Origin of the sequence: Mitsuaria sp. GD03876 (assembly GCF_029840635.1) — a bacterium.
Taxonomy (GTDB): domain Bacteria; phylum Pseudomonadota; class Gammaproteobacteria; order Burkholderiales; family Burkholderiaceae_C; genus Roseateles.
In genome coordinates, this window is sequence record NZ_JAOCCU010000044.1 from 1 (window position 1) to 19,947 (window position 19,947).

The following is a 19,947-nucleotide window of genomic DNA, read 5'->3' on the forward strand; positions in this document are numbered from 1 at the left end:
CATGCTGTTGCTCTGCTTGAGCATCGCCGTGCCCGACTGCATCAGCATCTGCTTGGTCGTCATCGTCGAGGACTCGGCGGCGAAGTCCGTGTCCATGATCCGGCCCTTGGCGGCGGCCGTGTTGGTGCTCATGTTCTGCAGGTTGTTGAAGACATGGTCCAGGCGGTTGGCCGCGGCGCCGAAGGTGGCGCGCAGTTCGCCGACCTTGTCGATCGCGGTGCCGATCGTCGACAGCATCGTGTTGGCCGTGGCCGACAGTTCGCTGCCGGCGGTGCCGGGGGTCGTGTAGTTGGTCGAGACGTTGCCCAGGGCCACCGTCAGCGCGTCCAGCTGCGGCTTGACGTCCACGGTCATCGTTTCGCCGGCGGAGGCGCCGATCTGGAAGCTCATCGGCGCGGACATCTTGCCGCCCGAGCCGTCCACGGTCGTGCCGTTGGAGAACAGCTGCGTGCCGCCGAAGCTCGTGTTCTTGACGATGTTGCCCAGCTCGGTCGCCAGCGCGTCATATTCGCCCTGCATCGCGGTCTTGTCGGTCGCGGTCGACGAGGCCGAGAAGGCTTCCGTGGCCAGGTCCTTCATGCGCAGCAGGATGTTGCTGACTTCGTTCAGCGCGCCTTCGCCGGTCTGCAGCATCGAGATGCCGTTCTGCGTGTTGCGCTGGGCCACGGCCATGCCGCGGGTCTGGGCGTCCAGACGGGTGGCGATCTGCAGGCCGGCGGCATCGTCCATCGCCGAATTGACGCGGTAGCCAGTGCCCAGGCGGGTCATCGAGGTCGCCAGGCTCTTCTGCGTCGAGCTCAGCGAGTTCTGGGTCGACAGGGCCGCGGCATTGGTGTGCAGGCTCAACATGGTGTTCGCTCCTAGAGAGTGGTCAAGCGCCTTCGCGCTTCGTTGATCGAGGGGCTCAACTGCCCTCCCACTCACAGGACGACCCTCCGTTGGGAGGACTTAAATCGTCGGTTGAAAAAAACTTCGGGAGGCCTGGCGCGGGCTCTCCACGGGGGTCAACGAGGGTCGTACATGTAGCGACGCGTCAGCGGGACCGGGGCGGGACCGCCGTCGCGCTTGCTGGCCAGGATCTGGTACAGGCCCAGCTCGCCGGTCTCGAACTCCAGCGCCGAGGCCGCCATGTACAGCCGCCAGATCCGGTAATGCGCCTCGTCGACATACTGGAGCGCCTGCTCGTGGTTCTCTTCCAGTCGGGCCACCCAGGCCCGCAAGGTCCGCGCGTAATGCATGCGCAGCCCCTCGACGTCATGCAACTCGAACTTGCGCTGCTCCATCACCCGCATCACGTTGCTCGCCCGGTCCAGCTCCCCATCCGGAAAGACATACCGGTTGATGAACTTCGAGGACAGCGCCTGCCCCCACCCGTCCTCCTCATGGGTGATGCCATGGTTCAGGAACAGGCCGCCCGGCTTGAGCAGCCGGTGCACGCTCTCGAAATAGGTCGGCAGGTTCTTCAGGCCGACGTGCTCGAACATGCCCACGCTGGAGACCTTGTCGAACTGCCCCGTCATGTCCCGGTAGTCGCAGATCCGGACCTCGACCTGCCCCTGGAGCCCCGCCGCGGCGATCCGCTCCTGGCCCAGCGCCAGCTGCCGCCGCGACAGGGTGATGCCCACCGCCTTCACGCCGTAATGACGCGCCGCGTGCATGACCAGCGCGCCCCAGCCGCAGCCGATGTCGAGCAGTTCCTCGCCCGGCTGCAGCCGCAACTTGCGGCAGATGTGGTCCAGCTTGGACCACTGCGCCTGGGCCAGCGGGGTGTCGTCGGTCTCGTAGTACGCGCAGGAATAGACCATCGCCGGGTCCAGCCACAGCGCGTAGAAGTCGTTGGACAGGTCGTAATGGAAGGCGATCGCCGCCTTGTTCTCGGCCCGCGTGTGGCGCCGCACCTGGCTGGAGCGCAGTTCCCCGTCCGCCGCGCCCGGCGGCGGCGCCAGCAGCCGCACCGCCAGCCGCAGCCGGTCGCTCCACGACAAGGTCAGCTCCGGCAGGTGGTCCTTGAGCTGCAGCGCGGCGAAGAAGTCGCCCTCGACGTCGATCTGCTGGGTGAAATAGGCCTCCGCGAAGCGCAGCGGGTCGCGCCCCAGCAGCAGCCGCCGCAACGCGGCCGGATCGTTCAGCACCAGCGTGAACGACGGCGCCTGCTGCGCCTGGCGGCCGAGCCGCGTCGTCCAGTGCCCCAGCCGCAGTCCCATGCTGCCGGGATAGGCGGAGAACAGCCGCTGCAGCAGCGTCAGCCCGGCGGGAGGCAGCGGCGGCGTGCCCGCGGCGCCGGCGACGGCCTCGGCCGCGGGGGGAGCGGCGCTCGAGGTGGGGGACAACAGTTCCTGATCCATGCGAGTCCTCGTCCGAAATGCCCTGGAAGCATCTGGGTCGGAAGCGTCCCCGGGGTCAGTCCTTGCTCGACCGGAACGCTGGCGGCCTGGAATCCATCGGGGCATGTTAGCCAGCGGTCCTCGCCCCGCCCCGATTGGGGACATTGCTGCAATCCACGTTCCCGGCCTCCCTCCGGCGAGGGCCGTTGCGCCCTCGCACACCCTCCGCCAAAGGAGTCATCACAAGCACGCCGCCCAAGGCCACAATCAGCCCCCATCGCCCGCGAGAACCCCGTCTGGCCCCAGAACGCCAAGACCAAAAGCCAAGGAGTGAGCCATGCCGCATGCATTCGCCAACACCGTCGCCAGCTTCAAGACCGCCTCCGGCAAGAGCGGCAAGTACTACTCGCTGCCGGAGCTGGCCAAGCGCTTCCCCAACGTGAACCAGCTGCCGGTGTCGATCCGGCTGGTGCTCGAGTCGGTGCTGCGCAACTGCGACGGCAAGCGCGTCACCGCCGAGCACGTCGAGCAGCTCGCGAACTGGCAGCCCAACGCGCCGCGCAATGAGGAGATCCCGTTCGTCGTCGCCCGCGTGGTGCTGCAGGACTTCACCGGCGTGCCGCTGCTGGCCGACCTGGCCGCGATGCGCAACGTCGCCCGGTCCCAGGGCAAGGACCCCAAGACGATCGAGCCGCTGGTGCCGGTCGACCTGGTCGTCGACCACTCGGTCATGATCGACCACTTCGGCAGCCCCAAGGCGCTGGACCTGAACATGAAGCTCGAGTTCGAGCGCAACCGCGAGCGCTACGAGTTCATGAAGTGGGGCATGCAGGCGTTCGACACCTTCGGCGTCGTCCCGCCCGGCTTCGGCATCGTCCACCAGGTCAACCTGGAGTACCTCGCCCGCGGCGTGCACAAGTCCGGCAGCGGCGCCGGCACCGTGTACTACCCCGACACGCTGGTCGGCACCGACAGCCACACGACGATGATCAACGGCATCGGCGTGGTCGGCTGGGGCGTCGGCGGCATCGAGGCCGAGGCCGGCATGCTGGGCCAGCCGGTCTACTTCCTGACCCCGGACGTCGTCGGCTTCGAGCTGACCGGCCGCCTGCGCGAGGGCGTCACCGCCACCGACCTGGTGCTGACCGTCACCGAGATCCTGCGCAAGGCCAAGGTGGTGGGCAAGTTCGTCGAGTTCTTCGGCGAGGGCACCGCCTCGCTGTCCGTGCCGGACCGCGCCACCATCGGCAACATGGCACCCGAGTACGGCGCGACGATGGGCTTCTTCCCCGTCGACGAACGCACCATCGACTACTTCCAGGGCACCGGCCGCACCCAGGACGAGATCGAGGCCTTCGAGAGCTACTTCCGCGCGCAGGGCCTGTTCGGCGTGCCCAAGGCCGGCGACATCCGCTTCAGCCAGGTGGTCTCGCTGGACCTGGGCACCGTCGCCCCGTCGCTGGCCGGCCCCAAGCGCCCGCAGGACCGCATCGTCATCACCGATCTGGCCAAGACCTTCGCGTCGCTGTTCACCAAGCCGGTCGCCGAGAACGGCTTCAACCAGCCCGTGGACAAGCTGCCCAAGGCCTTCGCGCTCGGCGGCGCGCAGAAGGGCCTGGAGATCTTCAACGGCGACGTGCTGATCGCCGCCATCACCTCCTGCACCAACACCTCCAACCCGAGCGTGCTGCTGGCCGCCGGCCTGCTGGCCAAGAAGGCGGTCGAGGCCGGACTGAAGGTCCAGCCGCACATCAAGACCTCGCTGGCGCCGGGCTCGCGCATCGTCACCGAGTACCTGCAGAAGGCCGGCCTGCTGCCCTACCTGGAGAAGCTGGGCTTCGCCGTCGCCGCCTACGGCTGCACCACCTGCATCGGCAACGCCGGCGACCTGACGCCCGAGATCAACGAGGCGATCACCGCCAACGACCTGGTCTGCGCCGCGGTGCTCTCGGGCAACCGCAACTTCGAGGCCCGCATCCACCCCAACATCAAGGCCAACTTCCTGGCCAGCCCGCCGCTGGTCGTGGCCTACGCGATCGCCGGCAACGTCACCCGCGACCTGATGACCGAGCCGGTCGGCCTGGGCACCGGCGGCAAGCCGGTCTACCTGGGCGACATCTGGCCGACCAGCGACGAGATCCACGCGCTGCTGAAGCTGGCGCTCAATCCCGACGCCTTCCGCGTCAACTACGGCAAGGTCAAGCAGGAGCCGGGCAAGCTGTGGGAGAAGATCAAGGGCGGCACCGGCCAGGTCTACGGCTGGCCCAAGAGCACCTACATCGCGGAACCGCCGTTCTTCGGTGGCTTCAGCCAGGTGCCGCAGGCCCAGGAGGCCGGCGTCAAGGGCGCGCGGATCATGGCGCTGTTCGGCGACTCGATCACCACCGACCACATCTCGCCGGCCGGCTCGATCAAGGAGGCCTCGCCCGCCGGGTCCTACCTGAAGGAGCAAGGCGTCCTCAAGGCCGACTTCAACAGCTACGGCTCTCGCCGCGGCAACCATGAAGTCATGATGCGCGGCACCTTCGCCAACGTCCGGATCAAAAACCTCATGATCCCGGCCAAGCCGGACGGCGCGCGCGAGGAAGGCGGCCTGACGCTGTTCCAGCCGGGCGGCGACAAGATGTTCATCTACGACGCCGCGATGCGCTACATCGCCGCGGGCACGCCGACGGTGATCTTCGCCGGCGAGGAGTACGGCACCGGCTCCAGCCGCGACTGGGCGGCCAAGGGCACGCAGCTGCTGGGGATCAAGGCGGTGGTGGCCAAGAGCTTCGAGCGCATCCACCGCTCCAACCTGGTCGGCATGGGCGTGCTGCCGCTGCAGTTCCGTCCGGGCGACTCGTGGGAGTCGCTGGGCCTGACCGGCAGCGAGGTGATCGACATCGAGCTCGGCGACGAGATCAAGCCGCAATCGGCGGCGACGCTGGTGATCCGCGCGGCCGGCGCCGCCGAGCGCCGCGTGCCGCTGATCCTGCGCATCGACACGCCGATCGAGGTCGAGTACTACCGCCACGGCGGCATCCTGCCCTACGTGCTGCGGCAGCTGCTGGCCGCCTGAGGCCCCTCGCCTCCCGAATCGCCTGTCCGCAGGCGAAAAAAAAAAAGGGCTGCCAGCGGCAGCCCTTCTTGTTCATGCCAGCCGGAGCTGGCCGTCGATCACTTCGATGCCGGCGGCGGCGTCGTGGTGGCCTGCTTCTTCGGCGCGGACTTGGCGGCCGGCTTCGGTGCGGCCTTCGGCGTGGCGGCCGGCGCGGCCTGGTCCAGTTCCTTGGACGCGGCGGTGGAGCCGCCCTGCACGCCCAGTCGGCCGCCGGCGCCCAGGCCGCCCTTGACCTGCTGCGCCTTGTAGTTGCGCAGCGCCTTGACCATCTGGTTGTACGAGTCCGCGAACGCGGTCACGATGACCTTGCCGGCCGGCGTCTTGCCGTAGGCGCCGCCCGCGACGGCGGTGTTGCTGAAGAAGCTCGCGCCGCCGATGCCGAAGTCGAAGTTCTTGGCCGTGCCTTCCGCGGCCGAGATCTGCACGCCGGAACGGTTGTCGACCAGCAGCAGCGTCGTGGACGCCTCGTTCTGGCTGATGTTGGCCGCCACCGCGGTCAGCAGGCCGATCGCGCCGGTGCCGATGCCGCCGCCACCGCCGCCGGTCTTGCCGGCGAACTGGATCTCGGGGCTCATCGTGTAGTCGGCGGCGACCATCTGGCCCTGGCCGAAGTTGCTGCCGGCACGCACTTCACCGGACTGCATCAGCGCGCGCTCGCGCTCCATGTTGGCGAAGGCCTTGCCGCGCTCGACGATCACGAAGCAGTTGGACTGCTGGACCATCAGGCGCAGGACCGGCACGGTGGAGCCCAGCTGGCGCTCGCGCAGCTGCGACCACCACGGCGCGTTGTTGTCCTCGAAGATCGTCAGCGTGCCCAGCGTCTCGTCGCAATGCTCGAGCTGGCTGTTCTTGTTCTCGGCCGTCGCGCCGCCCGCGGCGCCGGACACGGTGCCCTTGTTCTCGCCCATCGTCGGCGCGGTGGCCAGGCAGCCGGCCAGCAGCAGCGGCGACAGCAGCAGGGCGGACTTCAGCGCGAGGCCGGCGGCGGAAACACGGGTCAGGCGGGGGGTGGCAAGCATGGAATCCTCCAGTTTTTCTAACGACATCTCAGGACGAGCGAACACAACAACGACGGCGGTCACGACCCGGACGGGCCCGGCCGGCCGGGACGACAAAAGCGGCGATCAATCGATCGGGGTGGCGGGCGCGACGCCGTAATAACCGCCGACCGGCTGGCCGTGCGGGTTGCCGACCCAGATGCTGGTGCCGAACACGTCGCTGCAGCCGCCCCAGGCGACCTCGAACGCGCGCGGCTCCTCGTTGCGGGTCTGCGCATAGATGGACACGCTGCTGTCGGACGGGCCGATCGTGTAGCAGACGCGCGCCCACACCGGACGCGGCGCGGACGCCACCACCGAGGCCGAGCCTTCGGTCGAGCCGTCGGACGCCTTGGCCATCCATTTCGTGCCCCGGGTCGGGCCGGGGTTGTAGCTGAACACATAAGGCACCTGCGCGATCGCGGCGATCGAAGCGGCAAGCAATCCGGCAGCCATCAGGCCTCTGGCCATCATTCGTCATCTCCCCCAGGTGATCTCGAAACGCAATGATTGCGATGAAACGTCGCGGATTGTTAGGCGCCTGACTTAAAAATGCGAGGCCCCCATCGTGGTGGATTCCACGGGGCCCTAGATGGAGGGATGGCGAAAACCGGCTTCAGCGACATCGCCGCTCCGCAGGCCGCACGACCGGCCGCGCCGGCAGGGTCCGCCGCAAGACCTGTCCCCGCCAGCGCGAGGATCGGCGCGGGCTGGCCGGGCGCGGCGCTCGGGCCGATGGCATCGGGGAACGCCGCTGGCGTGGGGGTCGCGAGGGCCTGTCGCCAGGCCCCGCGGGCGTGGCGCGGACGGCGCGGCCGCCGCCCGGCGGGGCGCACAGCGCCAACGCGGTGACTTAGGTCACCCGGTGTTGTAGGGATGGCAAATGCCCGCCGGTGACCTATGCGGGTTATCCCGCGAGACGTCGACCTCCCGGTCCGCGTCCCCCGGGTCCGAGGCTCAGTCCAGGCCCAGGTCCAGGCCGCGCTCCTTCGCGAAGACCCGCAGCGCCGGCATCAGCGCGCCGATCTTCTCCGCCACCGCGTCGCGGACCGTGTCGACCATCACCTGCGTCTGGCGCTCGATCTCGATGTGCAGCGGCGCGCCCTCGCCCTTGTCGGCGAAGGTCGTCATGCGCAGCGTCTCGGGGATCAGCCAGACCTCGAACCAGCCCGAGCCGTCGGCATGGCGGCCGGCCTCGGCCACCGTCAGGCTGGCGCCGTTCACCGCGATGTAGCCCTTGGCGAAGATGTAGCGCATCCACGGCGCCGGCACGGCGATGCGGATCACGTGGTTGTTGGCCGGGCGGCGGATCGACTCGACCGTCGCCATGAAGTCGACGTGCCCCGACAGCGGATGGCCGCCGATCTCCGCGCCGTCGCGCGCCGCGCGCTCGACGTTGAGCCGGCCGCCGCGCTCGAGCCGGCCGAGCGTCGTCAGGTTCAGGCTCTGCAGCATCACGTCGAAGTCCGCCTGCGTGTCGCCCTTCAGGGCGGTGACCGTCAGGCAGACGCCGTCGCAGGCGACGCTGGCGCCGATCTCCAGGTCCTGGCAGAAGCCCGGCGGGAAATCGAGGGTGAAGCTGCGCAGCCCCTCCTTGTCGGTGATCTCGGCGACCTGCGCGATGCCTTGGACGATGCCGGTGAACATGCGGGACTCCTGCGATCAGCGCGCGGACGCGTGGGAAGCGAACAGCTCGGGCGTGAAGCCCAGGCTCAGGCGGCCGTCGGCCCACTCGACGATCGGGCGCTTGATGACGCTGGGCTGCTCGACCATCAGCGCGGCGGCGCCGGCCGCGTCCGAGGCGCCGGCCTTGGTCGCGTCGTCGAGCTTGCGCCAGGTCGTCCCGGCGCGGTTGAGCACCTTGTCCCAGCCCAGTTCGGCCATCCATGCCGGCAGCTTCGCCGCGGGCACGCCCTGCTTCTTGTAGTCGTGGAACTGGTAGGCCAGGCCCTGCTCGTCGAGCCAGGCGCGGGCGCGCTTCACGGTGTCGCAGTTGGGGATGCCGTAGAGGGTGATCATGGGGAACGCGGGGGGCTTCAGGGGCGCCGTTGGGGGAAGGCGGCACGCTACCATGAAGCGGATGATCCCCTGGCTCGACGATGACTCTCTGGACTTCCCCCCGACCCGCCGCGCCCTCGGGCCGCGCAGCGACGCGCCGGGGCTGCTGGCCGCCGGCGGCGACCTGAGGCCCGCCCGGCTGCGGGCGGCCTACGCGCGGGGGATCTTCCCCTGGTATGGGGAAGGCCAGCCCATCCTGTGGTGGACCACCGATCCGCGCATGGTGCTGAAGACGGACGACTTCAAGCTGTCGCGATCGCTGCGCAAGACGGTCGCGCGCTTCATCCGCACGCCGGGCTGCGAGATCCGCGTCGACGCCGCGACCGAGACGGTGCTCAAGTCCTGCGCCAGCACGCCGCGCGACGGCCAGGACGGCACCTGGATCCTGCCGGAGATGCAGCAGGCCTACCTGCGCCTGGCGCGCGAGGGCACGGTGCATTCGGTGGAGACCTGGATCGACGGCGAGCTCGCCGGCGGGCTGTACGGCGTCAACCTCGGCCGCATGTTCTTCGGCGAGTCGATGTTCATGCGCCGGACCGACGCGTCCAAGATCGCATTGGCGGCGCTGGTCTGCCTGTGCCGCGAGTTCGACATCCCCTGGATCGACTGCCAGCAGCAGACGGCGCACCTGGCGTCGCTGGGCGCGGCACCCGTCACGCGCGAGGCCTTCGAGGCCCATCTGGCGGGGCATGTGGGCCAGCAGGCGCCGGGGGATTGGACCTATCATCCGCGGCTGTGGGCCCGGCTGGGCCTCAACGACACGCCCTGAGCCCCCGTGACGCATCCCAAGGAACTCCCGCTGGCCGAGCTGCAGTTCTATGCGACCGCGCCCTATCCCTGCAGCTACCTGAGCGACCGCCAGGCCCGCTCGCAGGTCGCCACGCCGAGTCACCTGATCCACGCGGACGCGTACTCCAGCCTGGTCGCCGCCGGTTTCCGCCGCAGCGGCATGTTCACTTACCGCCCCTACTGCGACGGCTGCAAGGCCTGCGTGCCGATGCGCATCCCGGTGGCGGATTTCCACCCCAACCGCAGCCAGCGCCGCGCCTGGTCGCAGCACCAGGCACTGCAGGCGCGCGTCATGCGGCTGGGTTACAGCGACGAGCACTACCAGCTCTACCTGCGCTACCAGGCCGGCCGCCACAGCGGCGGCGGCATGGACCACGACAGCATCGACCAGTACACGCAGTTCCTGCTGCAGAGCCGGGTGAACTCGCGCCTGGTGGAGTTCCGCGAGCCCGGCGGCGCGCTGAAGATGGTGTCGATCCTGGACATCCTGGGCGACGGGCTGTCGGCGGTCTACACCTTCTATGAGCCCGAGGAGGGCGTCAGCTACGGCACCTACAACGTGCTGTGGCAGCTGCGCCAGACCCGCGACCTCGGGCTGCCGCACCTGTACCTGGGCTACTGGATCGCGCAGAGCGACAAGATGGCCTACAAGGCCCGTTTCCTCCCGCACGAGCTGCTCGACGGCGGCGAGTGGCGGCGCGTCGAGCGCTGAGGCGTCCGGCCGGCTGGGAAGCCGGCTCGGGCAAGAATTGGTCCCACACTGGTTTTTCCTGCACCGGGCATCGCTCGTACCGGTTTTCCCCATCCGTGACGTCAATTGACGCCATTACACGCGTTTGACGACATCATTACGACAAGTTACCCGCACCCCGAGGGTTAACCTGAATGATGAGTGTGCGAGTGGTATCTACATTGCATACCACTATGAGATCAGCAGCGGTACCGATCTCCTGGACGCCGCGGCCCGCATCGCCGCGGATTGCACGCCGAACGCGAGGAGTGACTTCCATGCCTGCACGCGCCTTTGCCCGCACCGCTGACCGCGCCGCCGATCGCCCCCGCGATCCGGCCGCGCCGATCCCCGCCCCCGCTGCCCCCGAGTGGCCGGCCTGACGCCGGTCCGCGGCGGCCGGGCCCGACCGGCCGCCCGCTTCGCTGGTCGCGTCGCCTGACCTGACCGGCGCCTTTTCCCTCCGAGCACGACCTCCCCGCCGCGCTGCGCTCGCAGTCGCACGGCGTGGCCGCGCTCATCCCCGCAGTTCCCGATCGGGCCCCGCGCCGGTCAAGCCCACAACGACAACACGTTCAGGAGAACCCCGATGAGACTTCGCCCCTGCGCCCTGCCCCATCCGATGCTGCCGTGGCTGCTGCCCGCGCTGCTGGCCGTCGCCGGCTCGTCGGCCTCGGCCTACGACTGCACCGGCGTCGCCGACTGGAACGCGGCCACCGCGTACAACGGCAACGCGATCGTCAAGCTCGCCGGCACCGCCTACCAGGCCAAGTGGTGGACGCAGAACAACTCGCCGGCGACCAACTCCGGGCAATGGGACGTGTGGAAGGTGCTCGGCGCCTGCGAGGGCGGCGGCGGCGGCACGAACAAGCCGCCGACGGTGTCGCTGAGCGCGCCCGGCGCCGGCAGCTCGCCGACGGCCGGCGACGTGGTGACGCTCGCGGCCAATGCCGCCGACAGCGACGGCAGCGTCGCCAAGGTCGGCTTCTACGTCAACGGCGCGCTGGTCGCGGAGGACACCACCGCGCCGTACAGCGTGACCTGGACCGCGCGTGCCGGCGTGGCCGACATCACCGCCCGCGCCACCGACGACAAGGGCGCCACGACCGACAGCACCGCGGTGCGCATCACCGTGCAGGGCCAGGTCACCGGCGACGAACGCTGCCGCCCCGAGGGCCTGGTCACCACCGCCGGCACCGCGCCCGCCTACTGCAAGGTCTACGACGACCAGGGCCGCGAGAAGATGGGCGCCGACAAGCCGCGCCGGATCATCGGCTACTTCACCAGCTGGCGCACCGGCAAGACCGGCCAGCCCGCGTTCCTCGCCCACCAGATCCCGTGGGGCCAGGTCACGCACATCAACTACGCGTTCGCGCACGTCGACGCGGCCAACAAGCTCTCGGTGGGCAACACCGCCGACGCCGCCAACCCCGCCACCGGCCTGACCTGGCCGGGCACCGCGGGCGCGGAGATGGACCCGGCCTATGCGTACAAGGGCCACTTCAACCTGCTCAACAAGTTCAAGAAGCAGTACCCCAACGTCAAGACGCTGATCTCGGTCGGCGGGTGGGCCGAGACGACCGGCTTCTACACGATGACCACCAACGGCGACGGCTCGGCCAACACCGCCGGCATCAACGCGTTCGCCGATTCCGCCGTGGCCTTCCTGCGCCAGTACGGCTTCGACGGCGTGGACATCGACTACGAGTACCCCACCAGCATGAAGGACGCCGGCAACCCGGTGGACTTCGCGATCAGCAACGCGCGCCGCGCCGCGCTGATGAAGAACTACGTCGTGCTGATGCGCACGCTGCGCGCGAAGCTGGACGCGGCCAGCCAGGCCGACCAGCGCCATTACCTGCTCACGATCGCGGCGCCCTCCTCCGGCTACCTGCTGCGCGGGATGGAGGCCTTCCAGGTCACCCAGTACCTGGACTACGTGAACATCATGAGCTACGACCTGCACGGCGCGTGGAACCAGTTCGTCGGGCCCAACGCGGCGCTGTACGACGACGGCCGCGACGCGGAGCTGACGGCCTGGAACTACTACTCGAGCAGCCAGTACGCGCGCATCGGCTACCTCAACACCGACTGGGCGTACCACTACTTCCGCGGCGCGATGCCGGCGGGCCGCATCAACATCGGCGTGCCGTACTACACCCGCGGCTGGCAAGGCGTGACGGGCGGCACCAACGGCCTGTGGGGCCAGGCGTCGCTGCCCGACCAGAGCAAGTGCCCCGCGGGCACCGGCGGCGGCACCGTGCAGAAGTGCGGCAACGGCGCGATCGGCATCGACAACCTCTGGCATGACCTGGACGTCTCCAGCAAGGAAGTGCCGGCCGGCTCCAACCCGATGTGGCACGCGATGAACCTCGCCTCGGGCCGCCAGGGCAGCTACCTCGCCGCCTACGGCCTGAATCCGGCGGCCAACCCGGCCGACCGGCTCACCGGCACCTACGTGCGCAACTACGACGCGACGCTGGTGGCGCCGTGGCTGTGGAACGCGCAGAAGCAGGTCTTCATCAGCACCGAGGACGACCAGTCGCTGGGCGTGAAGGCGCAGTACATCGCCGACCGCGGCATCGGCGGCGTGATGTTCTGGGAGTTCGCCGGCGACTACGCCTTCGACGCCGCGCGCAACGAGTACTTCATCGGCAACACGCTGACGAGCACGCTCTACAACAAGCTCAAGACGGCGAGCGCCTACGGCAACCGGCTCACGCCGGCGAGCCTGCCGGCGCAGACGCTGGACATCGGCTTCGCGCTGGCCGGCTTCGCGCTGGGCGACAGCAACTACCCGATCACGCCCAAGCTCACGCTGACCAACAACAGCACGACCACGCTGCCGGGCGGCGCCGAGTTCCAGTTCGACGTCCCGACGGCGATCCCGGCGACGGTGACGGACCAGAGCGGCTTCGGCCTGACGGTGATCGCCAACGGCTCCAACGCCGCGGGCAACAACGTCGGCGGGCTGAAGAACGACTTCCACCGCGCCAGCTTCAAGCTGCCGTCGTGGCAGAGCCTGGCGCCCGGCGCCAGCGTCACCGTGACGATCAACTACTACCTGCCGATGCCCATGCCCAGCAACTGGACCGTGAGCTTCAACGGCCAGAGCTACGCGCTGGCGCAGGAAGCGCGGCGCGGCGCGGTGCCGGCCGTCGCGCCGGCCACGGCGAAGACCAACCTCAAGACATCGGCCGCGACCAAGTAACGCGCGCCAGCGGCGCCGCGCGAGCGGCGCCGCAGCTCGGGACCTCCCACCACCCCCCTCGACCCACAGGAGCTCACACATGAACAGAGACATCGCCCGCCTCGGCGGGATCGCGCTGGCCGCGGCCATGGCCGCCGGCAGCGCGCACGCGTACGACTGCACCAACGTGCCCGAATGGACGGCCGCCGGCATCTACACCGGCACCTCCAACAGCTTCGCCAAGCAGAACAACGTCGCCTACCAGGCCAAGTGGTGGACGCAGAACGAAGCGCCGTCCACCCACTCGGGCCAATGGGACGTGTGGAAGTCGCTGGGCGCCTGCGACGGCGGCGGCAACGACGTCACGCCGCCGACGGTGCCTGCCGGGCTGGCCTCCAGCAACATCACCAGCAGCAGCATCACGCTGAGCTGGGGCGCCTCGACCGACAGCGGCAGCGGCGTCAACAACTACGAGCTGCTGCGTGGCGGCTCGCTGATCGCCTCGCCCACAGGCACGTCCCACGTCGACACCGGGCTGAGCGCGGGCACCGCGTACAGCTACCAGGTGCGCGCCAAGGACAAGGCCGGCAACGTCTCGGCGCTGAGCGCCGCGCTGCTGACCAGCACCGCCAGCAACGGCACCTGCGCGTCGCCGCCGGCCACGCCGTCGGGGCTGAGCTCGCCGTCCAAGTCGGCCACCAGCGTCAACCTGGCCTGGAACGCCGTCGCGGCGGGTCCGAACTGCACGGTGCAGTACCGCGTCGCGCAAGGCGGCACGCAGGTTTCGCAGGGCGCGGCCACCAGCGCCAGCGTGACCAACCTGACGCCTGACACCAGCTACACCTTCACGGTGAGCGCGTTCAACCAGGCGGGGTCGTCGCAGCCCTCGGCGCCGATCACGGTCAAGACGGACACGCAGAGCGCCGGCGCCAAGGTGCTGCTGGGTTACTTCGCGCAGTGGGGCATCTACGGCCGCAACTACCACGTCAAGAACATCGACACCAGCGGCTCGGCGGCCAACCTCACGCACATCAACTATGCGTTCGGCAACGTGCGCAACAACGTCTGCGAGGTCGGCAAGATCATCCCGAGCAACGAGTCCACCGGCGAAGGCGGCGACGCGTTCGCGGACTACGGCAAGTCCTACGGCGCGGACCTGAGCGTGGACGGCGTGGCCGACACCTGGGACCAGCCGCTGCGCGGCAGCTGGAACCAGCTCAAGAAGCTCAAGGCGAAGTACCCCAAGATCAAGGTGCTGATCTCGCTGGGCGGCTGGACCTGGTCGCGTGGTTTCTCGAGCGCGGCGCGTCCGGAGAACCGGGTCAACTTCGTCAAGAGCTGCGTGGACGCCTACATCAAGGGCAACGTGCCGGTGACCGACGGCGCGGGCGGTCCGGGCGCGGCGGCGGGCGTGTTCGACGGCATCGACCTCGACTGGGAGTACCCGAACGCATGCGGCCTGGCTTGCGGCCAGCCGGAGGATCGCGAGAACTTCACGGCGTTGCTGGCCGAGTTCCGCAAGCAGCTCGACGCGGTGCGGCCGGGCCTGCTGCTGTCGATCGCCTCGGGCGCGGGCGTGGACAAGGTTCGTCAGTACGACCCGGACAAGGTGCATCCGTACCTGGACTTCATCAACGTGATGACGTACGACTTCCACGGTGGTTGGGACACGATCACCGGGTTCCATTCGGCGCTGTACGCGCCGGCCAACGATCCGTCGACGGGTGATGTGAAGAAGTACAACACCAACGACGCGATGCAGGCGTTCCTGGACAAGGGCGTGCCGGCGAAGAAGCTGAACGTGGGCATCGGCTTCTACGGCCGGGGTTGGACCAACGTGCCGAACGTCAACAATGGTCTGTACCAGACGGGCACGCCGGCGCCGGGCACGTACGAGGCGGGCAACGAGGACTACAAGGTCCTGAAGAACCTGCAGGGTTACACGAGCCGGATCGATCCGGTGGCGCAGGCCCAGTGGATCTACAACGGCTCGACCTTCTGGAGCTTCGACACCCCGACGACGATCGCGACCAAGATGGCCTACGTGAAGTCCAAGGGCTTCGGCGGCGCGTTCTTCTGGGAGTTCTCCGGCGACGACCCCACCGCCTCGCTGTCCAAGGCCATGGGCACCGGCCTGAAGTAAGCGACGGTCAACGACGGTCAACGACGCGGCTGACGCCGCCCAAAGCCCCCGCGCGGCCCGCCGCCCGGGGGCTTTTTCACGCCGATCTCCGCCGGTCGCCGCCGGTCGCCGCCGCTCACCCGCCCCTTGGGGGCGGGCCGGGGTGGGGTGACGCCTGCCCTGCCCGCTTGGAGGGCGGGGATGGGGTGGGAGCTCAACGATAAAGAGAGCTTCCAGAGCCTACCCAGGCTGCTGCCACGCAGTGGCAGCTTCCCCAACTTCGCGGTTGAAATACTGTATGCACATCCAGTATTCTCTTTCCTCCAAGAGCAGCGAACCGATGTGGAAGGAAGCCGTCATGCGACGTTATGAAGTCATTCTCGAGAGGGTCATGGTCCCCTACCACCAGCACGAACTGGCGCGCGTGATCGCGTCGCAGGTGCTGGATGCGCGGCTGGGCGGGCCGGCCGGCGTGGTGGACGCGTTCAACGCGGCCCAGGCCGTCACTGGCGGCGACCCGCGCTGGCCGGTCCCCGAGTCCGCGACCCGCGCCGACGTGGCCGCCGTCAAGCGCTGGCGCCGCGCCACCGAAGCGGCGCTGGACGCCATCGAGCGCGGCTTCGCGCATGTCTTCGTCGGCATGTCGGAGCAGGAGATCGAGCTGGCCCGCGCCGACGAGTTCCTGAGCATCGTCCCGCACGCCCACGAGGAGCCGGTGCCGGCGCGGCTGCTGTCCGAGGCGCGCGTCGGGCTGCCGTGGTCGGCCACGGCGGCGGTGATGGTCAGCGCCGCGGCGCAGGCGGCGCTGGTGGCGCCGGCGGCATTGATCGCGCAGGCTCCGGTGATGGCACACGCGGCGGCGTTCGCGCGCTGACGGCCTCGCCCGGCGGGCACGACCGCACAAGCTTCAGATCCTGGCCGGCGCGCCGGAACTTCATCGCGCGCCGCAACGAATGCGCGCCGACGACCTCCCAGAACGAAGGCACCAGTTCATCCTCGGCGAGCCGGGTCAGGCAGGCGAGCACCCCCGCCTGCACCGGATCGCCCGGCAGCGCGGGCAACAACCGCCCGTCCTGGATGAGGCGGCTGAAGAAATCGGTGCCGCGGCTGCCGATGGACAGGCCGCCCGGATGCTTGGTCCAGAGCAGCCATTGCCGGAACTGCAGGCGCGCCCGACGCCTCGGCGGCGCGATCTCGATGACCAGTTGCCCGAGCAGATCGCCCGTCGCGGCACAGCCCCGGGCGCCGCTCGCCAGCTTCAGCAGGAACGGCGGCCGGTCCCGCCGCGGCGAGCGGCACAAGGTCGTCACCGCCCGCTCGCGCGACAGCAGGCCCGTCCGCAGCAGCCCGGTGACCAGGGTCACGTAGCACGCGGTTTCGCGCCGGACGGCCCCCTTCCTCCTTGGCGCCCCGGGGTCCTCGTCGACGCCCTCCGGAACCAGCGCGGTCATCGCCTCGACCATCCGGTCCGACAGCAGCACCGGCGCCCGCAGCCGCAGCGCGGCGGAGCCCGGTTCCGCCTCCGCGAGCCGCTCCATCGCCGTCAGCAACGCCAGCATCGACCGCCGCCGCCCGGCCTGCCGGGCGGGGTCGGGGCCCTCCGGTTCGAACTGCCCCAGGATCTTGTCGACGACGCTGCCCCAGTACGAGGGCGCCCCGTCCGCCGTCTCCTTGCGCAGCCCCGCCATCGCCTCGTCGTAGGCCGGCGGCGCGTCGCGGAAGTTCAGGCCGTTGTCGATGATCGCCATGCGCGTGTCTGCCTCACTCGAAGAACGACGCGTCCGGCCGGACGCGGCCGGGTGACCTGCTCACGGCCCCAGTCGCGTGGCGCAGCACCGGCGCCTCCTCCTTGTCCTTGTCCTTGTCCGGAAACAGCGCCTCCAGCAGCGGCGCGGGGTCCAGGGCCGCCTCGACCCGCCGCCGCACGACATCCTGAAGACAGGGCCCCGGGTCGAGGCGCACGCGTTGGTTGGCGCCGCGATCCCTGGCCGGGTCGTGGCCCAGCTCGCGCAGGACCTCGGCGAGGACCTGTCTCGTCACGCGCGGCGGAGGCGCCTTCGGCATCCGCATCTGGCCGCGCATGCCATGGGCGACGCGCTCGGAGGGCGGCTCGATCGTGGCGCTGCTCGGGAACGCCTGCGGCAGCATGACGTGGGTGTACAGCGCGTGCTCGAGTCGGTTGCGCAGGAGCGGCCACTGCCGCGCCAGCGTCTCGTCGACGCAGTCACGCGCGGCCCGGTCCCCGTCGCCCGCATCGCGCTGGTGCGCCGCGAGCGCCCTGCGCTCGGACAACTCGTCCAGCAGGCTGGCCAGGCGGTCCCTCGTCGCCGCGGCGGTCGCCGGCAGGTGCTCATCGTCGCGCCAGGCCCGCCGCTGCCGGAGGTCGTCGCAGATCTGGACGAAGGCCTGCTGCTTGCGCCATCGACTCCCCGAGTGCCGATCGACGACCTCCTCCTTGCCGGGCAGCAATCCCGCCTGCCCCAGCCGGCCGATGGCATGGACCGCGCCTTCGTTGCGCCACTCGCCCAGGCCGTCGCCGATCAAGCGGCCGATGAAGTCGGTGTACTTCGCGGGCATCCCTTGCGGCAGGGCATCGCCGGTCCGGGCGCCGGCGCGGCTGTCCATCGCCAGCAAGGCCCGGGGCACCTCGCGCTCGTGGGTGCGACGGCCCAAGGCCAACAGCAGGTCGCACATCGGAGCGGCGACGGCGCGGTCATGGACGGCCTCGTCGGCCAGCCGGAGCAGGAACGGCGGGCGGCCGTCGGGGCCCGGCGTCCCCAGGGCCAGCAGCGTCGCCACGGGCGGAAGCTCCTCGTCGTCCACCATCGCCGCCAGCAGGCGGACGAACTCCGCCGCGACCTCGCGACTGCACCGGCCCAGGTCCAGGCCCGCCAGCCCCCGGACATCGTCGTGCCGGATGTCGAGCAGGTCGCCGAAGTGGGCCAGCACGGCCGGCAAGACCAACGACACGGCGCCATTGGCCGCGAGCGCGGCTGGCAACGGCCCTGCCGGAGCGACCTGGCCGCGCCGGTCGCCGGACGGCCGGACGGCGTTGCGCAGGGCCCGGAGCGCCTGCTCATGCGCCGGCGCGAAGGTCCGGTCCGCCGCAGGCCTCTCCTCGACCGGCCGGTGGCGGCCCGACGGGCACAGGGGACGGGTGTCGTCGTCGTCCGACGCGTCGACATCGGCGGGGGCACCGGCCGGGTGGCCGGTGATGCGGAACTTGGGCATGGAAGAGCGCTTCTCGGAATGCCGTCAAACGACGACCGCGCCCTAGTCCCTCCCCGGCCGATCGCCGGATGTCGATTTCCTCGAAGCGGCGCGCAGGCCGCGCCGCTCAACTGGCCCGGAACACCAGCGCCCGGATCCGCGCCAGCCGCGGCGCCACCACCGGCACCGTCAGCATCGTCGAGCCCACCGCCATCAGCAGCAGCGCGGTGAAGGTCTCGCTGGTGATGATCTGTTTGTCCAGCAGCACGTTGGCGAAGATGATCATGATCAGCGCCTTGGTCTGCAGCAGCCAGCCGATGATGCCGGCCTCGCCCGGCGCCCAGCCCAGCACCCTGCCGGCGACGTGCGTGCCCAGCAGCTTGCCGCCGATCGACGCCGCCAGCAGCAGCCCCGCCGCGGCGAACACCGCGCCCCCCTCCAGGCCCCACTGCGTGCGCAGGCCCGTGCTCAGGAAGAAGACCGGCATCACCACCAGCAGCACGTGATGCCGCAGCGCGTCCATCTGCGCCTGGTCGAACCACTCGGCGTCCATCACGACGCCGGCCAGGAAGGCGCCGACCATGTAGTGCAGCCCGGACCAGTCCGCGCCGAACGCGCAGACCGCCAGCCAGATCAGGCCGACGTACCAGCGGTCGCGCGCCGGGATCGCGCGCATCAGGCGCCGGAACAGCACCGTCGCCGCCGCGAACGCGACCAGGAACAGCACCTGTTTCCCGACCCGGGACCAGTCCATCAGGATCACCGCCAGCACGCCCCAGATCGCGATGTCGTCCAGGCTGGCGTAGCGCAGGATGCGCTGCCCGATCGGCTGGCGCAGGATCTCCAGCTTCTCCATCAGCAGGATCAGGATCGGCAGCGCGGTCACGGCGCAGGACATGCCCACGCCGACGACGAACTGCCAGGTGTGCGCCCGCGCCCCCATCCACTGCGTGCCCATGCCCAGCATGAGCAGCGCCGCGCCCGAGCCCAGCACCATCGGCACGCCCAGCGCCAGGCCCGCCGTGATGCCGCTCTCGACCCGGTGGGCCCAGGCCTTCTTCAGGTCGAGCTCGATGCCCGCGATCCACACGAACAGCATCACCGCCCACCAGGCCACGCCGTTGAGCGACTGCACGACGGCCGGGTTGAAGACGAAGTCGTAGTAGTCGGGGAAAGCCCGGCCGAGCACGCCGGGCCCCAGCAGGATGCCGGTGATGATCTGCACCACGACCAGCGGCGCGACGTAGTCCGTGCCGCCCAGCCGCCACACCAGGTAGGGGACGGTGAAGATGATCGCCATCGCGATCAGGAAGATCTCGGTCGTGCTCATTGGCGGCCCCAGGTGCGTCGTCCCGCCGACCGGCGATGACAACGTTGTCTCACT

Annotated in this window: 15 protein-coding genes; 6 read left to right on the plus strand and 9 right to left on the minus strand. The window is 69.7% G+C overall.

Features of this window, described 5'->3' with window-relative positions; genetic code table 11:
- A partial coding sequence (locus N5D62_RS22425) for a flagellin (RefSeq protein WP_279760110.1) occupies positions 1-849 on the minus strand: 849 nt, incomplete at its 3' end.
- Between the two features lie 155 nt (positions 850-1,004).
- A complete protein-coding gene (locus N5D62_RS22430; RefSeq protein ID WP_279760112.1) occupies positions 1,005-2,345 on the minus strand; it encodes a class I SAM-dependent methyltransferase in 1,341 nt (446 codons plus the stop codon).
- Positions 2,346-2,661: 316 nt separating this feature from the next.
- On the opposite strand from N5D62_RS22430, the gene acnA reads away from it, so the two are divergent.
- Positions 2,662-5,385, plus strand: a complete 2,724-nt coding sequence (acnA, locus tag N5D62_RS22435; protein ID WP_279760114.1) for an aconitate hydratase AcnA — start codon at positions 2,662-2,664, stop codon at positions 5,383-5,385.
- A 98-nt stretch (positions 5,386-5,483) separates the two neighbouring features.
- On the opposite strand, the gene N5D62_RS22440 is transcribed toward acnA, so the two are convergent.
- From N5D62_RS22440 to N5D62_RS22455, 4 genes are all read right to left on the minus strand, one after another.
- Positions 5,484-6,446 carry a CsgG/HfaB family protein gene (locus N5D62_RS22440; RefSeq protein WP_279760115.1) on the minus strand — a complete coding sequence of 321 codons (963 nt, stop codon included), beginning with the start codon at positions 6,444-6,446 and terminating at the stop codon, positions 5,484-5,486.
- 105 nt (positions 6,447-6,551) lie between these two features.
- On the minus strand, positions 6,552-6,938 hold the full coding sequence (locus tag N5D62_RS22445) for a hypothetical protein (protein ID WP_279760116.1): 387 nt from the start codon (positions 6,936-6,938) through the stop codon (positions 6,552-6,554).
- Between the two features lie 483 nt (positions 6,939-7,421).
- Positions 7,422-8,111 (minus strand): riboflavin synthase subunit alpha, encoded by a 690-nt coding sequence (locus tag N5D62_RS22450; RefSeq protein WP_279760118.1) that lies wholly within the window; start codon positions 8,109-8,111, stop codon positions 7,422-7,424.
- Positions 8,112-8,126: 15 nt separating this feature from the next.
- On the minus strand, positions 8,127-8,483 hold the full coding sequence (locus N5D62_RS22455; RefSeq protein ID WP_279760120.1) for an ArsC family reductase: 357 nt from the start codon (positions 8,481-8,483) through the stop codon (positions 8,127-8,129).
- Between the two features lie 61 nt (positions 8,484-8,544).
- Here N5D62_RS22455 and aat point away from each other — a divergent pair, with 61 nt between their 5' ends.
- The 5 genes from aat (at position 8,545) to N5D62_RS22480 (ending at position 16,227) form a co-directional block, all read left to right on the plus strand.
- On the plus strand, positions 8,545-9,291 hold the full coding sequence (gene aat / locus N5D62_RS22460; RefSeq protein ID WP_279760151.1) for a leucyl/phenylalanyl-tRNA--protein transferase: 747 nt from the start codon (positions 8,545-8,547) through the stop codon (positions 9,289-9,291).
- Between the two features lie 6 nt (positions 9,292-9,297).
- Complete coding sequence (locus N5D62_RS22465; RefSeq protein WP_279760121.1) at positions 9,298-10,023, plus strand: arginyltransferase; 726 nt, start codon at positions 9,298-9,300, stop codon at positions 10,021-10,023.
- 607 nt (positions 10,024-10,630) lie between these two features.
- The gene (locus N5D62_RS22470) at positions 10,631-13,252 is read left to right on the plus strand and encodes a glycosyl hydrolase family 18 protein (RefSeq protein ID WP_279760122.1); all 2,622 of its coding nucleotides are present in this window, start codon (positions 10,631-10,633) and stop codon (positions 13,250-13,252) included.
- Positions 13,253-13,331: 79 nt separating this feature from the next.
- Entirely contained in the window at positions 13,332-15,374 is a 2,043-nt protein-coding gene (locus N5D62_RS22475) for a glycosyl hydrolase family 18 protein (protein WP_279760123.1), read from the plus strand.
- Between the two features lie 370 nt (positions 15,375-15,744).
- Complete coding sequence (locus tag N5D62_RS22480) at positions 15,745-16,227, plus strand: hypothetical protein (RefSeq protein WP_279760124.1); 483 nt, start codon at positions 15,745-15,747, stop codon at positions 16,225-16,227.
- Here N5D62_RS22480 and N5D62_RS22485 read toward each other — a convergent pair.
- From N5D62_RS22485 to N5D62_RS22495, 3 genes are all read right to left on the minus strand, one after another.
- Positions 16,136-17,101: a hypothetical protein gene (locus N5D62_RS22485; protein ID WP_279760126.1), complete on the minus strand. Its 966-nt coding sequence runs from the start codon at positions 17,099-17,101 to the stop codon at positions 16,136-16,138. The genes N5D62_RS22480 and N5D62_RS22485 overlap by 92 nt on opposite strands.
- Positions 17,102-17,114: 13 nt before the next feature.
- Positions 17,115-18,584 (minus strand): hypothetical protein, encoded by a 1,470-nt coding sequence (locus tag N5D62_RS22490; RefSeq protein WP_279760127.1) that lies wholly within the window; start codon positions 18,582-18,584, stop codon positions 17,115-17,117.
- Between the two features lie 106 nt (positions 18,585-18,690).
- Positions 18,691-19,893 carry a cation:proton antiporter gene (locus N5D62_RS22495; RefSeq protein ID WP_279760128.1) on the minus strand — a complete coding sequence of 401 codons (1,203 nt, stop codon included), beginning with the start codon at positions 19,891-19,893 and terminating at the stop codon, positions 18,691-18,693.
- Positions 19,894-19,947 lie beyond the last annotated feature (54 nt).